At 71.0% G+C, this 13,710-nt stretch carries 13 protein-coding genes, 1 tRNA gene and 1 pseudogene; 11 read left to right on the top strand and 4 right to left on the bottom strand.

The features are described 5' to 3' along the window. Positions 1-32: 32 nt before the first annotated feature. The 4 genes and pseudogenes from ACZ466_RS08820 to ACZ466_RS08805 all read left to right on the top strand — a co-directional run bounded on the left by ACZ466_RS08820 (position 33) and on the right by ACZ466_RS08805 (position 3,626). Positions 33-1,043 (top strand): LLM class flavin-dependent oxidoreductase, encoded by a 1,011-nt coding sequence (locus ACZ466_RS08820; RefSeq protein ID WP_378286458.1) that lies wholly within the window; start codon positions 33-35, stop codon positions 1,041-1,043. Next, complete coding sequence (locus tag ACZ466_RS08815; protein WP_378286456.1) at positions 1,040-2,104, top strand: Gfo/Idh/MocA family protein; 1,065 nt, start codon at positions 1,040-1,042, stop codon at positions 2,102-2,104. The genes ACZ466_RS08820 and ACZ466_RS08815 overlap by 4 nt, the downstream gene beginning before the upstream one ends. Before the next feature lie 592 nt (positions 2,105-2,696). Beyond that, positions 2,697-2,858 (top strand): annotated as a pseudogene (locus ACZ466_RS08810) (protein kinase domain-containing protein); the annotation flags it as partial. Positions 2,859-3,434: 576 nt separating this feature from the next. Further along, complete coding sequence (locus tag ACZ466_RS08805) at positions 3,435-3,626, top strand: WD40 repeat domain-containing protein (protein ID WP_378286455.1); 192 nt, start codon at positions 3,435-3,437, stop codon at positions 3,624-3,626. A 259-nt stretch (positions 3,627-3,885) separates the two neighbouring features. On the opposite strand, the gene ACZ466_RS08800 is transcribed toward ACZ466_RS08805, so the two are convergent. Continuing rightward, entirely contained in the window at positions 3,886-4,608 is a 723-nt protein-coding gene (locus tag ACZ466_RS08800; RefSeq protein WP_378286454.1) for a hypothetical protein, read from the bottom strand. Positions 4,609-5,273: 665 nt separating this feature from the next. Between ACZ466_RS08800 and ACZ466_RS08795 the strand changes: the two genes are divergently transcribed. The 4 genes from ACZ466_RS08795 (at position 5,274) to ACZ466_RS08780 (ending at position 7,401) form a co-directional block, all read left to right on the top strand. Next, positions 5,274-5,618, top strand: a complete 345-nt coding sequence (locus ACZ466_RS08795; RefSeq protein WP_378286453.1) for an ArsR/SmtB family transcription factor — start codon at positions 5,274-5,276, stop codon at positions 5,616-5,618. Between the two features lie 3 nt (positions 5,619-5,621). Further along, positions 5,622-6,128 carry an SRPBCC family protein gene (locus ACZ466_RS08790; RefSeq protein WP_378286451.1) on the top strand — a complete coding sequence of 169 codons (507 nt, stop codon included), beginning with the start codon at positions 5,622-5,624 and terminating at the stop codon, positions 6,126-6,128. Next, the gene (locus ACZ466_RS08785) at positions 6,128-6,748 is read left to right on the top strand and encodes a dihydrofolate reductase family protein (RefSeq protein WP_378286450.1); all 621 of its coding nucleotides are present in this window, start codon (positions 6,128-6,130) and stop codon (positions 6,746-6,748) included. Before ACZ466_RS08790 ends, ACZ466_RS08785 begins: the two co-directional genes overlap by 1 nt. Positions 6,749-6,909: 161 nt before the next feature. After that, positions 6,910-7,401, top strand: coding sequence for a hypothetical protein (locus tag ACZ466_RS08780; RefSeq protein ID WP_378286449.1), 492 nt, complete (start codon positions 6,910-6,912; stop codon positions 7,399-7,401). 452 nt (positions 7,402-7,853) lie between these two features. Here ACZ466_RS08780 and ACZ466_RS08775 read toward each other — a convergent pair. Beyond that, positions 7,854-7,930: transfer RNA gene (locus ACZ466_RS08775), tRNA-Arg, on the bottom strand. 227 nt (positions 7,931-8,157) lie between these two features. Here ACZ466_RS08775 and ACZ466_RS08770 point away from each other — a divergent pair. The 3 genes from ACZ466_RS08770 to ACZ466_RS08760 are packed head-to-tail and all read left to right on the top strand — an operon-like array spanning position 8,158 to position 11,211. Continuing rightward, positions 8,158-8,847 (top strand): phosphotransferase, encoded by a 690-nt coding sequence (locus tag ACZ466_RS08770; protein WP_378286448.1) that lies wholly within the window; start codon positions 8,158-8,160, stop codon positions 8,845-8,847. Further along, positions 8,831-9,727: a cobalamin biosynthesis protein gene (locus ACZ466_RS08765; protein ID WP_378286487.1), complete on the top strand. Its 897-nt coding sequence runs from the start codon at positions 8,831-8,833 to the stop codon at positions 9,725-9,727. The genes ACZ466_RS08770 and ACZ466_RS08765 overlap by 17 nt, the downstream gene beginning before the upstream one ends. Then, the gene (locus ACZ466_RS08760; protein ID WP_378286447.1) at positions 9,724-11,211 is read left to right on the top strand and encodes a cobyric acid synthase; all 1,488 of its coding nucleotides are present in this window, start codon (positions 9,724-9,726) and stop codon (positions 11,209-11,211) included. Before ACZ466_RS08765 ends, ACZ466_RS08760 begins: the two co-directional genes overlap by 4 nt. On the opposite strand, the gene ACZ466_RS08755 is transcribed toward ACZ466_RS08760, so the two are convergent. Further along, on the bottom strand, positions 11,208-12,767 hold the full coding sequence (locus ACZ466_RS08755; RefSeq protein WP_378286445.1) for a hypothetical protein: 1,560 nt from the start codon (positions 12,765-12,767) through the stop codon (positions 11,208-11,210). The genes ACZ466_RS08760 and ACZ466_RS08755 overlap by 4 nt on opposite strands. Next, positions 12,764-13,702: a hypothetical protein gene (locus ACZ466_RS08750; RefSeq protein ID WP_378286444.1), complete on the bottom strand. Its 939-nt coding sequence runs from the start codon at positions 13,700-13,702 to the stop codon at positions 12,764-12,766. Before ACZ466_RS08750 ends, ACZ466_RS08755 begins: the two co-directional genes overlap by 4 nt. Positions 13,703-13,710: the final 8 nt, after the last annotated feature.

Here is a 13,710-nt window from a genome sequence, read left to right as displayed (position 1 = left end):
TCTCGGTGGCAAGCCTGCGGAAGGGCGGGAGCATGGGATTTGGTGTCGTGTTCACTCAGGGCGTTGCCTCCGGTGATCCGCATCAGGTGGTGGGCGAGATCTTGGAGCAGGCCGAGGCCGCCGACCGGCTCGGGTACTTCGCCGCGCTGACGACGGAGCACAAGTACTCCCAGGAGTACTTCGGGTCGCCGCTGCACCTGGCATACGCGATCGCCGCTCGCACCCAGAGTGTCAAGGTCGGCACCAGCATCGCGATCGCGCCGCTGTACAACCCGATGGAACTCGCCCAGGACGCCGCCATGCTCGACCAGCTGTCGGGTGGGCGGCTGTACCTCGGGCTCGGCGCGGGCTACCTGCCAGAGGACTACCAGACGGTAGGGGTCCCCTGGGAGGGCAGAGTCCAGCGATTCGACGAGACGGTGCGGATCATCCGGCAGGCGTGGACCAGCGACCGGTTCTCCTTCACCGACCGCATCTATGACTTCCAGGACGTTTCGGTGATCCCCCGCCCTGTGCAGTCCCCGCCGCCGATCCACCTGGCCGCATGGTCGCCGGGCGGGCTGGCCCGCGCCGGCCGCCTGGGCGACGGCTGGATCAGCAACGCGCTGATGTCGGTGGACACCATGCGCCAGATGGGCGACACCTACCGGGAGGCGGCCCGCCGATCCGGCCGGACCCCGCACGTCACCGCGATCCGGTTCTGCTGGACCGCGGAAAGCCGCGAGGACGCCGTCCGTGACTTCGGCGCCACCGCCATCGACATGGTGCGCACGCTCTGGTCCTACGGCGCGATCACCGACATGCCGGACGTCACCGCCGCGGACCAGATCACCCTCGAAGACCTGATGCGGGACCGGATGATCTTCGGAACGCCGGACGAATGCCGGTCCGCGATCGCCGACTACCGCGCCAAGGCAGGAGTGGACGACTTCCTGCTGATCTTCCGGCACCCGTCCGGGCCGGACCAAGACCGCGTGCTCGCCGCAATGGAGCTGTTCGCCTCCGAGGTCATGGACACAGACCCCGGCCCGGCCCGGCCGTGACCGGCCGCCCCCTGCGGGTCGGCGTGATCGGCGCCAGTTACGCGGCCAGTAGCCACCTGCCGGTGTACGCGCGGCTGCCGGGGATCGATGTGACCGCTATCGCCACCGCGCACCGCGACACCGCCGAGGCGGCGGCACGGCGCTTCGGCATCCCCAGCGCCTACGACGACTACCGGCGGCTCTGTGAATCCGACCAGGTGGACCTGGTCGACGTGGTGACCCGGCCCAGCCTGCACCCGCCCATGGCGATCGCCGCCCTGCAAGCCGGCAAACACGTCCTGTGCGAAGCGCCCCTGGCCCCCGACACCCCCAGCGGCACCGAGATGGCCGACGCCGCACACGCCGCGGGCACGCACGCCGTCGTCGACCTGCAATCACGCTTCGCCCCCGGCCTGCGGCACCTGCGCCGGCTCGTCCGAGACGGCTGGCTCGGACGAGTGCACAACATCCACGCCACCGCCTTCTATCCCACCTTCACCCGCCCCGAACAGGCCGCCGCGTCTTTGTGGTGCGCCGACGCCACCACCGGCGCCAGCTCCCTGCGCGTCCACGGCCTGCACACCGCCGACCTGATCACCTGGATCTTCGGCCCCCTCACCGACGTGGCCGGCCACACCGCCACCGCTGAACCCACCTGGCCTGGCCCGGACGGACCGATCAACGCCACCAGCGCCGACAGCTCCACCCTGACCGCCCGCACCGCCGACGGTGCCCTCTGCTCCATCCACACCTCATGGATCGCCTGGCACGGCAGCGGCTGGCGCCTTGAGGTCTACGGCAGCCACGGGCACCTGCGCGCTGAGGCCCCCGGCCACACCGGTCATCACCCTGTCACCCTCCACGGCGCCCGCCATGACGACCCCACCCTGAAACGGCTCACCCCGCCACCCGACGACGACCCGATCATCGACCCGCCACCACACGCCCCCGGCCACGCCTTCGCCCACCTGGCGCGACGCCTGGCCCGCACCATCAACGGCGACCTCGACCCCGACCTCCCCACCTTCGACGACGCCCTCAAGCTCCTGCACCTGGCAGACATCACCGAAACGCACCCCTGACCCCCGCACCCGACCGCGATCATCGCCACCGCAGGCAAGGCCGGAGCCCCGGCCCCGTCGACCTCTCCCGGTGCCGACCTCACGAGGCCGGCCATCGCGGCCGAACACACACCCCGCCCGGCCTTCCTGGTCCGGTTGTCGGCCCGCCGCAACCCGCCACTGCTGCGCCGGCTGCCCGACGGATCACTCCGCCGACCATCGGCGGCGTGCAGGTCCGTGTCCTCCAGGGCCAGATCACCAGCACCACCAGCGCTGGTCCGTCTGGGCCCTGGGGATGCGACGGGGCGTACCGGCCAGGCGGATCGTCCGGGCTCTGACCGTGATGGGTGGGAGGTGGTGGTGAGGGTGCTGTCGGGGCGGTCAAGGTGCTGCCCGCGCAGATGCTGCGCGATGAGCACTTCCGGGCCCGGTTCCGGAAGGAGGCGCGGCAGCGGCGGGCCTGTCGCATCCCAACATCGCGGTCGTCCACGACACCGGTGAGGACGCCGGGGGCGCCGAGCCGGCTCCGTCCCTGGTGACGGAGTTGGTGGAGGTAGGGACGCTGGCCGATCTGCTGCGCTAGGCGCCGCCGCCCCCGGGCGAGGCCGGGCAGATCGTGGTGGCGGTCTTGGAGGCGCTGGAGCGCAGCCACGGGCAGGAGGTGGTGCACCGTGATATCAAACCCGCCAACATCATGGCCCACCGCGCCGGTGGCCGGGTGTGGGTGAAGGTGATGGACTTCGGGATCGCCAAGCTCATGTCGGAGACCGCCACCCGGCTGACCGCCACCGGGGCGCGGATCGGCACCCCGCCCCGAGCAGGCCGACGGCAAGCCTGCCGACGCCCGCTCGGACCTGTACTCGGTCGGGTGCGTGCCCTACGGGATGCTCACCGGCCGGCCCTTCACCAGGGACTCGCCCACCGTCGTGCTCTTCGGACACCTGCACAAGACCCAGCCCTCGCAGCTGAATCCGGATCCGGCCCTCTTCTGGGACCAGGTCCTGGGGACCGCGCTGGCCAAAGACCCCCAGCAACGCCACCGGGACACCGCAGCGATGCGGCAGGCCATCGAAATCGGCCCGGCGGCACCCACCGTGCGGCGTCCCACGAACCCGGTCCTGCCGGTTCCGGGGAGCGGCACGCGCCCGGATCCACAACGCGAGATCACCCCGCTGCCGCGCCGGATCCAGACCTGCCGCCGCCTGCTCACTGGACTGGGCACTGCAGGCCTGGCCACCGCCCTGCCGACGCTCACCACGCCCTCACCCAGGAAGACCCCCACCGGACGGGACACCCGCCCCCTACCACCTTCCTTGGCCAGCTCACCGGCTACACCGACTCCGTCGGTTCGGTGGCGTTCAGCCGGGACGGCAAGCTCCTGGCCATCGGCATCGAGGACGAGACGCTGCTGTGGGACATGGCCACCCAAACCGGGATCGACCAGCGCCTCACCAGCGCCCGCGAACCGCTGGAGTTCAGCGCGGACGGCAAGATCCTCGCCACCGCCAGCACGGCCAACAGCGTGCAGTTGTGGCAACTGTGAAACCGGATACGCGGTGGTGAACCCTTCCATCCGGGCTGCGCGGTCGCACGCAGTCGACAGCGCTGCGGGCGGCCGCCGCGTCCAGCCGTAACGACCACTCCCCGCGCGCCGCGTCCCACAGCTCCGCGGTCACACTCCACCCGGGGTCCAGACCACATATGCCAGAAACCCGCATTGAGTCGATCTTGATTTCGCAGCTGACTGATGTGAGTGCATCCTCGATCACCAGGTCGGACGCTCGCTGCTTGTCGCTTCAGCCCTATGCTCGGGCCACTCCCCAATCACTGCAGTACCGCTGCCGCCCGTTGTGGCCGTCCTTAAGGCACGCTTTGATATAGACCTTGGTCTCTTCCTTGATGTTCGGCAGCCAGACTTCATGGCATCCGTTCCCTGCGCCATCCGCGTCTTCAATGGCGAAGAAGTTGTTCGAACCCCACTGAACTTCGGCGTAAACACGGAGGCCATCGGATTGCTTGTCGCACGCCCCAAGCCGCTCTCTCGTGCGCATGTCCGGGTCGTAGGCGCCCGGATTGTCACCCCAAAAGATCCCCGTTCCTCCGATTGCTCCGCTGTCGGTGGTCCGGACGGACACCGTGGTGCTGGCGGATGCCTGAGAAGCAGTAAGCCCGAGAAAGGCGACAGTGACTGCGGCCACGGTCAACGAACGCCGACCTCTTGTTGACATGATCTTCCTCTCATCCCTGCTCATGCTCTCTCCCGCTTCGCTGAATCGGATGCGAGGCGGCCGGAGTGAATGGTTCGTTCTCGGTAATATGACGCCACAGCCGCCCGGAATGTGACACCTGACGTGGGCCAAGGTTGCGTTCACGGGGGTATACGAGTTTCCGCAGGTGAAGAGCATGTCGTTGTGACGTGAGGTGGCCATCGCTTGGTCCAGGACCTGTTCGCCGGGGCGGGCCCGTTCCAGCATCGCCAGCATCTCGCGGGGGCGGGCGAGCTGGTCGGCCACGACGCCGGTCATCGCGCCCACCGCCGACACCGGTTGCCAGGTCGGTTCTCCGCGCTCACCGGTCTGTCTGCGGCATTCCTGTGATTCCTGCAGCCGCGGGTGACGACCGCTGGGCGCGCCAGTCGTTACGCGGGCAGCGGCGCGCTATCCCGTACAGCTCCGGATCAAGATCGACTCAATGTGGGTTTCTGGCGTATGTGGTCTGGACGCCACCCGCGCCTGACCTCCCCCTCGCCAGCCCTCACCGCGTGCCGGTTTCGTCGCTCCGTGGCGCCCGAGGCCCTGGTGGCATAAATGGGGCAGTCACGCCGCTGGAGAGGGGGGTCTTCTCCCGAACGCGGCACATTGCCACCGTCCCAGCCCTCGCCAGCGGTCACGGGCGAAGGGGTGCCGCGCGGCCGCGGGCCAGCGTTCCCGGGGACAGACATCCCGGCCTTCGGCCGGGCCCCTTTCCCGCCCGACCCGAGGCCGGAACGTAGGGCCCAGGCAGCTTCGGGATGCCGGAAGGAACGTGCCATGGGCCCCAAACGAGCGGATTGGACATCTCGGCTGCTGCAACGCGGGTAGTGGACCTTGCGAGCGTGGGGCTCAGTGGTGTCGGTGGCGATCGTCATCTGACAAGACCCGCCGGAACCCTCCGGCTTGACGCATGCCGATATGGGAATATGATGGCGGCCATGGCACGAGCAGCGACGACGTCGGACGTCTTCAACGCGATCGCCGAGCCGCAGCGCCGGGAGATCCTGGTGCTACTGCGGGCGGGTGAGCGGCCGGTGACCGAGTTGGCCCGGGAACTGGGGATGACCCAGCCGGGGGCGTCCAAGCACCTGCGGGTGCTCCGGGAGGTCGGGCTGGTGCGGGACCGCAAGGCGGGCAAGCAGCGCCTGTACGGCCTTGACGCCCGCGGGCTGCGACCGGTCCACGAGTGGACCGGCGGGTTCGAGCGGTTCTGGAACGAGAGCTTCGACCGGCTGGACGCGTACGTGCAGGACCTCAAGCAAGCAAGGCAGGAGGAGGAGTAGCCGATGAGTGCGACTGGACGAGGAGCGCCGGCGCAGTCCGCGACGGCCGACCGCGAGATCGTGATCTCCAGGGTCATCGACGCCCCACGGGAGCTGGTGTTCGAGGCGTTCACCGAGGTCCGGCACCTGTCGCGGTGGTGGGGACCGGAGGGGTTCACCACCACCACGCGGGCGTTCGAGTTCCGCGTCGGCGGGGTGTGGGACTTCGTGATGCACGGACCGGACGGGACGGACTACCAGGAGTGGATCTCCTGGACCGAGATCGCCACGCCGGAGCGGATCTCCCTGCTGCACGGCGAGTCCCGCGGCGACCCGAACGCCTTCGAGTCGGTCCTCACATTCGCGCCCGACGGCGCGGCGACCCGGATCGAGATGCGCACGGTGTTCCCCACCAAGGAGTTGCGCGACGAGGCGGTCGAGAAGTACCACGCGATCGAGGGCGGCCGGCAGACCTTGGGCAACCTGGCCGCCTACGTCACCGAGATCGTTTCGAAGGGAGTTGAGGACTGATGGCCGGGAAGGTGTTCTTCAGCGTGTCGATGTCGCTGGACGGGTTCATCGCGCCCGAGTCCAGCGAGGAGTTGATGGGGCGGCAGTGGATGGAACTGCAGCAGTGGATCTTTCCGCAGCGGTTCTTCCGGGAGAACCTGAAGCTCGGCGAGGGCGGCGAGGAAGGGCGCGACAACGACATCGCGCGGGAGACGTTCGAGCGCACCGGCGCGAGCGTGATGGGCAAGCGCATGTTCGACGCCGGCGAGCAGATGTGGCCGGAGGAGGCGCCGTTCCACACGCCGGTCTTCGTCGTGACGCACGAGAAGCGCGACCCCTGGGAGCGGCCGGGCGGGACCACCTTCCACTTCGTCAACGATGGCATCGAGACCGCGCTCGACCAGGCCCGCGAGGCCGCCGGTGACCGAGACGTCCGCATCGCGGGCGGCGGCGCGACGATCCTGGAGTACGTGAACGCCGGCCTGATCGACGAGTTCTCGATCGCGCTCTCACCCGTGCTGTTCGGCTCCGGGATCCGCCTGTTCGAGGGAGTGGACGCGGGCCGCGTGGCCTTGGAGCCGGTCCGCGCGGAGCCCTCTCCGAGGGTGACGCACCTGACCTACGCCGTCCGCGAGCGGTAGGCGCACGGCGGACGACACAGGGCGGACGCGAAGGAACACCCACGCGGTTGAGGCATGTCGGGTCGGGGCGGACAGGGCCTTCGCCCGGCGAGGTCCCGTCGGGGTCGCCCGTCGTTTCGTTGGTGCCCCCCTCGTGCTTCCCAGTGCGGGGCTGCGGCACCGTGAGGAACCGCAGGCCCTACGGCCGGGCATTCGGTGACCTGATCGACACGCTGCCGGTCCAAGGCGCCCAATTCGGGCAGAAGCTGTCGGCCGCCAGCGACTTCAAGGGCCGGGGCCCGGTCGGCGGCGACGGGCTCGCCGCGTCCCCGACGCGACCATGCCGCTGCCCACGATGTTGTTCGTCGAGCGCAACAACGTGCTGGTGTGGGGCGGCATCGTCACCGCTCGACGCGACCGCCACCTCGGTTCGGGAACCGGCGACATCACCGCGGCCGAGCTGGTACGGCTGGTTCATCGGCACCCAGACCTGGCACCCGGACCAGGCCGACATAGCCCGCCGCCTGGTCGAGGGCCGTGACCCCTGGCTGACCATGCCGCTCCACCCGGGCCCGTCCGGGAGGAAGGTGCAGAAGGCGTGGAATCAGTGGGACTTCGTCCCGGTTGCCCAGCCGCTTGCCGAGCTCGGCGACCAGAAGGGCGGCGTGGAGTAGGGCCAGCACGTCGGCTGGGACGACACTGGCCGGCCCCGCTGCTGGTTCAGCGTCGGGGCGCCCAAGCTCGGCCGCCGCCGCGGCGGCTCGGGGATCGTGCTGGAGTACAACGCCGACACCTCCGACGTTTAGGGCGGCACCCTGAGCGAAGGGCCGGGAATGGCCAGCCGCCGGTGGGTGACCACGCAGTCCTCCGAGGGCGTCAGCCAGGCCGCCAAGACCGAACGGCCAGAGATGGTCGCGCTCGGGTACGTCGAGCGTGGGTCCGGGGCAAGCTGCACCGGCTGGTGCTGGACGAGTTGGGGGCGTGCGGGGAGAGCGGGCTCCATGATCTGACCCCGCCGGTGTCCGGGTTGGTGGCGGCGAGCGAACATGGAGCGACGTGGGGTGACGTAGTGGGGCATGACCGGCGGTGGGCGACCGCGGGGTCATCCACGTTTCCGCAGGTCAGGTGGTGCGCCCAGAGGGATTCGAACCCCCGACCGTCGGTTTAGAAGACCGATGCTCTATCCGGCTGAGCTATGGGCGCCTGTTGCGCCCTGAGTGTAGAGCGCGACCCGCGGTCTTCGCACGAGGGTATTGGTGTGGTGTGGCTGGCAGTGGGGCGGAAACGGGCCTGGGTGGTGGCTGGGACGGCTTATCTTCTGGGGTGTGGCGGTCGAGGTGGAGGTGCCGCTCTCCGGTGGGGAAGTGACGGAGGGCGTTGTGCGGGTCGGGGACACGGTGCGCCGGCCTCTGGGGGCGCATAGTCCTGCTGTGCACGGGTTGCTGCGGCATCTGGAGCGGGTCGGGTTCGAGGGGGCTCCTCGGGTGCTCGGGGTGGACGCGCAGGGCCGGGAGGTGCTCAGTTGGGTCGACGGGGAGGCGCCTGGAAGGCCCCTGCCGCAGTATGCGGTGACGGAGGAGGCCCTGAGGGGCGTGGCGTTGTTGTTGCGCAGGTATCACGAGGCGGTGGCGTCCTATGAGGCGCCGGTGGATGCGCCTTGGGACGCTCAGGCGTCGGCTCTGGACGGGGCGCCCGAGCTGGTGGGGCACTGTGATGTGACGCCGGAGAACGTGGTGTTCCGGGGCGGGGTGCCGGTGGGGTTGATCGATTTCGATCTGGCGCGGCCCACGACGCGGATGTACGACGTGGTGACGACGATGCGGCACTGGGCGCCGATCGCGGATCCCGGGGATCGGGACTGGCGGCTGGGCGGGGTGGACGTGGCGGAGCGGCTGCGGGTCTTCTGCGATGTCTACGGGCTGGATCGGGAGGGGCGGCGGGAGGTGCTGCCCGCGGCGCGGGTACGGTTCGAGCGGTCGTACGAGGCGATGCGGCTCAGGGCGGAGCAGGTGGGCGGTGCCTGGGCGCGGCTCTGGAGCGGTGGGGCGGGTGCCCGGATCCGCAGGGCGCAGGACTGGCTGGAGCGGAACTGGGATGAGCTTGATGCGCGGCTCGCGTGAGGGGTTGCTTCTGGGGGTCGCCCTGGATGTTGTTTTCGGGGATCCGCGCCGGGGGCATCCGGTGGCCGCTTTCGGCCAGGTGGCCGGGTGGTTGGAGCGGAGGATGTACGGGGATTCGCGGGCGCGGGGTGTGCTCTATACGGGGGTGCTCGTCGGGGGTGCTGCTGGGGTGGGGGTGCTGCTGGAGGCGGTGACGCGTCGTCCTGTGGCCAGGGTCGCGGTGACGGCGGCTGCTACGTGGGCTGTGTTGGGCGGTACCTCCCTGGGGAGGGAAGGGCGGGCCATGGCGCGTGCTCTTGAGGAGGGGGATCTCGAGGGCGCGAGGGGGCGGCTTTCGCATTTGTGTGCGCGGGATCCCTCGGGCCTGGACGAGGCGGAGTTGGCGCGGGCGACCGTGGAGTCCGTTGCGGAGAACACGTCTGATGCGGCGGTGGCCCCGCTGGTGTGGGGGCTTGTGGGGGGTGTTCCGGGGTTGCTGGCCTATCGGGCGGCCAACACGCTGGATGCGATGGTGGGTTACCGGAGTCCCCGGTACGAGAAGTTCGGCTGGGCGGCGGCACGGCTTGACGATGCGCTCAATTGGGTGCCCGCGAGGGTGACCGGGTTGTTGGTGGTGGCGTGTTCGGGGGGTAGGGCGTGGAGGGTTTTTAGGCGGGATGGCGCTTTGCATCCCAGTCCTAATGCAGGTCGGTGTGAGGCGGCCTTTGCGGGGGCTCTGGGGGTGCGTCTGGGGGGAGTCAATGCTTATGGGGGGCGTGTTGAGGCCCGGCCCGAGATGGGGGACGGGCGTGCCCCGGAGGTGGTCGATGTGCGCAGGGCGGTCCGGCTCTCGGCTGCGGTGACCCTTCTGGCCGGGGTCCTGGCGGGCGTGAAGCGGTGAGCGGGGCGCTGCTCGTCGCGGGGACGACCTCGGACGCCGGGAAGAGCGTCGTGACGGCGGGCCTGTGCCGCTGGCTGGCGCGTCAGGGCGTGAAGGTGGCGCCGTTCAAGGCCCAGAACATGTCGCTCAACTCGATGGTGACCGTGGACGGCGCCGAGATCGGCCGGGCGCAGTACATGCAGGCCCAGGCGGCGGGGGTGCAGCCGAGGGCGGAGATGAACCCGGTGCTGCTCAAGCCGGGGAGTGACCGGCGCAGCCAGGTGGTGGTGCTGGGACGGCCTGTGGCGGAGGTCGACGCCCTGGAGTACGGGGCGCACAAGGAGCGGCTCAGGGAGGTCGTGGCGGCGTCCATGGCGGAGCTGCGCGCGTCCTATGACGTGGTGGTCTGTGAGGGTGCGGGCAGTCCGGCGGAGATCAATCTGCGTGCCGGGGACATCGCCAACATGGGTCTGGCGCGGGCGGCGGATCTTCCCGTGGTCGTGGTGGGGGACATCGACCGGGGCGGGGTGTTCGCCTCCCTGTACGGGACGGTGGCGCTGCTGGAGGAGAAGGATCAGGCGCTGATCGCCGGCTTCGTGATCAACAAGTTCCGGGGCGCGGCGGAGCTGCTGGAGCCGGGCCTGGAGCGGCTGGAGGCGCTGACGGGGCGGCCCACGTTCGGGGTGCTGCCCTGGAAACTGGGCCTGTATCTGGATTCCGAGGACACGCTGGCCCTGGACGCGCCGAGGCCGGGCGCGGCGGCGCCGTACGGGCGGGAGTCGCTGCGCGTCGCGGTGGTGCGTTTCCCGCGGATCTCGAACTTCACCGACCTGGACGCGCTCAACTGCGAGCCGGGTGTGACGGTGCGGTACGCGGCGGGCCCAGGGGATCTGGTGGACGCGGATCTGGTGGTCCTGCCCGGGACGCGGGCGACGGTGGACGATCTGGCGTGGATGCGGGAGCGGGGCATCGCGGACGAGATCGTCCGGCGGGCGGAGCAGGGGCGGCCCGTGCTCGGTATCTGCGGCGGGTTCCAGATGCTGGCGCGGCACATCGACGACGAGTACGAGTCGGGCAAGGGCGGCGTCCAAGGGCTCGGGCTGCTTCCTGCGGACGTCGTGTTCCACGGCGAGAAGGTGCTGGGGCGGCCGGAGGGCAGGGCCTACGGGGAGCCGGTCAGCGCGTACGAGATCCACCACGGGATCGTCGCGGTGGACGGTGGTGAGCCGTTCCTGGACGGTTGCCGGGTGGGGGCCGTGTGGGGCACGACGTGGCACGGCGCGCTGGAGAACGACGGCTTCCGCAGGGCGTTCCTGGCCGATGTGGCGCGGGGGGCGGGGCGCGATTTCACCCCGGCGCCGGACGTGTCGTTCCAGGCGCTGCGCGAGGAGACCCTCGACGCACTGGGCGACCTGGTCGAGGAGCATCTCGACACCGCGGCGATCTGGCGGCTGATCGAGCACGGCGCCCCCGCGGGTCTCCCGGTCCTTCCTCCGGGCGCCTAGTTTCCGGCGTTCGGGGGTTTCTCGCCGAACTGCCAGCCGGCCCGGAGCTGCTCCTTGATCGGCGGGTACTCGTTGAGGGACTTGAACTCCTGTTTCGCCAGCCCGTTGGTCTCGGCCACGTTGGCGAGGACGCCGAAGCCGATGACGTCCAGCACGATCAGGATGATGCCGACGGCGACGGCGCCCGACATCATCAGGATGACCGCCAGGGCGAGCACCGCGAGGTTGACGCCGCAGCCGATGCCCCACACCTTGCCGGTGCGGCTCTTCTGCGCCTGCACGCACTGGGCGCAGCGCGGCACCCGCACCGACATCTTCCGCCACGTGGTCTGGACCTGCCGGGCGTTGTAGCCGTAGGGGACCACCTGGCGGTTGACGTCGCCGTACATCGGCTGCTCGTAGATCGACGCCTCGTCCGGCTTGCGCTCCTTGCAGAACCAGCAGGTGGCGTAGACGAGGTTGTCGCGGACGGTGTCGAGGTTCTTCTGGACGTGGGTGCGGTTGGCCTCGGTGGCGGAGATGGCCAGGGCGCGTTCGAGCGGCGCGGAGGCGTCCTGCCAGCCGTCGGTCTTGTTCACGTACATGACCACGCAGCGCATGGCGTGGGCGGCGATCTCGTCGCGGATGCCGAGCAGCAGCGAGTCGTCGGACGGCAGGACCGCCCGCAGGGCGGCCAGGAGGGGTTCGGCCTGGTCGAGGAGGCGTCCGGCCTCCTCGGCGCCGCGGGTGGGGTCAGCGGCGACCCGTTCGGCGGCGGACTTGCCCATGGCGCGGAGCCGGGCGGTGTCGGCGCCGGACGCGTCGCGCAGGGCGGCGCCGACGGCCCGTTCGGCGAAGCCGGCGCGGGACATCTGGTCGACGTGGGCGCGGGCCTGGGCGTGGCCGCCGTCGCGGGCGACGTCGACGACCAGGCGGGCGCTGATGGACAGCAGCGCGGCGGGCAGGCGCTCGCGCAGCTCCTCGGCGGAGCCGGGGCCGAGCCGGGGGTCGTCGGCCTCGCGGACGCGGGCGGCGACCAGGTCCCAGAACGCGTCGTTGCCGAGGACCGCCCGCCAGTTCCGCAGGGCCTTGGTCCACAGTTCGTCGCCGGCGGGGTCGAGGCCGCCGGCGTCCAGCGCGCGGGCGTGGGCCAGGACGGCCAGGTTGTGCGCGGCGACGGCGGTGGCGCGGCCGGGGCCGGGGTTGGTCCACAGCTCCTCGGCCCGGGCGATGTCGCCCGCGCGCAGCGCCTCCAGAGCCTCGTCCCGGACGCCTTTGGACGCGGCGTTGTGCGAGGGCCAGAACCAGAACAGCTCGGCCTCGATGCGGCGCAGCGGGTCGCGGAGCCGCTGGACGGCCTCCTGCGCGGTCTCCAGATCGGGGGGCGGGTCGAGGGGCAGCGGCGTGGAGCCGGAGCCGGGCCCGGCCCCGATCTTCGCCTTGATCTGGAGTTCCTCGGTGCGCCGCCGGATGTCGCGGGCGCCGGCGTCGATGGACAGCCCGGCGACGCGGAACGGGTTCTCCCGGTACAGCTCGGGGCCGACGCGGGTGAAGAAGGCCGCCTTGGCGGTGGTCATCGCGCACCCGCCGCGGAGACGCGCAGGCTGACCGTGCGGTTGCGGGCGTCGCCCGAGTCCTGGCCCGGGTAGGGCGGCAGCATGCCCGCGAGGGTGGACACCGTGAACCGGGACGTGGGGATCCGGGCAGAGGAGCGCAGCACCTCGCGGACGACGGTGGCGCGGACCGTGCCGAGCTCGACGTTGCTGGCGTACTCGCCGCCGGGCCGGACGGCGCTGCGGTCGGTGTGGCCGATCACGGCGACGGTGATCCGGCTGTTGTACGGCCGCAGCCGCTCGCCGAGGCCGTCGAGGACGGCCCGGCCCTGCCGGGAGAGGGTGGCGCCGTCGCGGAACAGGCCGCGGTCGAACGTGACCGCGATCTCGCCGGGCCGCCGCTGGACGCGCACGCCGGGGCCGTCGAGCCGGAGCCCGGCCAGTACGTCCTCAGTGGACGGCGCAGGCGCGGGCGCGGGCGGGGCGGGTGCGGCCGCGGACGGGTTCGCCGCCGGTTCGGGCCGGGGACCGCCGTCGGCCCACAGGTCGGCCAGCATCACGAAGGCGAGCAGCGCCACCACCGCAGCCGCGGCCCGCAAAGCGAACCGCGCCGTAAGGGTACGGCCGGTGAACCCGCCCGTGGCGGCGCGCGCGCGGACGGCGGCTATGCGGCGCCGTCCCTCGGCGGCGCCGCGGTGGCCGGGGGCGAGTTCGGCGACCTCGGCCCAGCAGCGGTCGGCCTCGTCCAGATGGCCCTGCTGCGCGTGGATGCGGGCCTTGAGGTCGAGCGCGGCCACGTCCCGGCCGCCCTCGTTCCAGGGGCCGTCCAGCAGCTCCTCGGCCTCGGCGTAACGGCCGGCCCGGGCCAGCTCCCTGGCCTGGGCCAGCACCACCTCGCGCACCGCGAGCTCCGGCTCGGGCTCCGGCGCCGGTGTCGGCGCGGGTACAGGCGTGGACATGGGCAGGG

Source organism: Actinomadura rugatobispora, from assembly GCF_055379765.1.
Note: the sequence above shows the minus strand (reverse complement) of the source record. Positions and strands in the feature narration are given on the sequence as shown.

What these genes read in the sequence shown, in the direction of transcription:
- ACZ466_RS08820 (WP_378286458.1), top strand. Translation starts at nt 33, where the DNA reads ATGGGATTTGGTGTCGTGTTCACTCAGGGCGTTGCCTCCGGTGATCCG.
- ACZ466_RS08750 (WP_378286444.1), bottom strand. Translation starts at nt 13,702, where the DNA reads ATGTCCACGCCTGTACCCGCGCCGACACCGGCGCCGGAGCCCGAGCCG.
- ACZ466_RS08765 (WP_378286487.1), top strand. Translation starts at nt 8,831, where the DNA reads ATGCGCGGCTCGCGTGAGGGGTTGCTTCTGGGGGTCGCCCTGGATGTT.
- ACZ466_RS08795 (WP_378286453.1), top strand. Translation starts at nt 5,274, where the DNA reads ATGGCACGAGCAGCGACGACGTCGGACGTCTTCAACGCGATCGCCGAG.
- ACZ466_RS08790 (WP_378286451.1), top strand. Translation starts at nt 5,622, where the DNA reads ATGAGTGCGACTGGACGAGGAGCGCCGGCGCAGTCCGCGACGGCCGAC.
- ACZ466_RS08755 (WP_378286445.1), bottom strand. Translation starts at nt 12,767, where the DNA reads ATGACCACCGCCAAGGCGGCCTTCTTCACCCGCGTCGGCCCCGAGCTG.
- ACZ466_RS08785 (WP_378286450.1), top strand. Translation starts at nt 6,128, where the DNA reads ATGGCCGGGAAGGTGTTCTTCAGCGTGTCGATGTCGCTGGACGGGTTC.
- ACZ466_RS08800 (WP_378286454.1), bottom strand. Translation starts at nt 4,608, where the DNA reads ATGACCGGCGTCGTGGCCGACCAGCTCGCCCGCCCCCGCGAGATGCTG.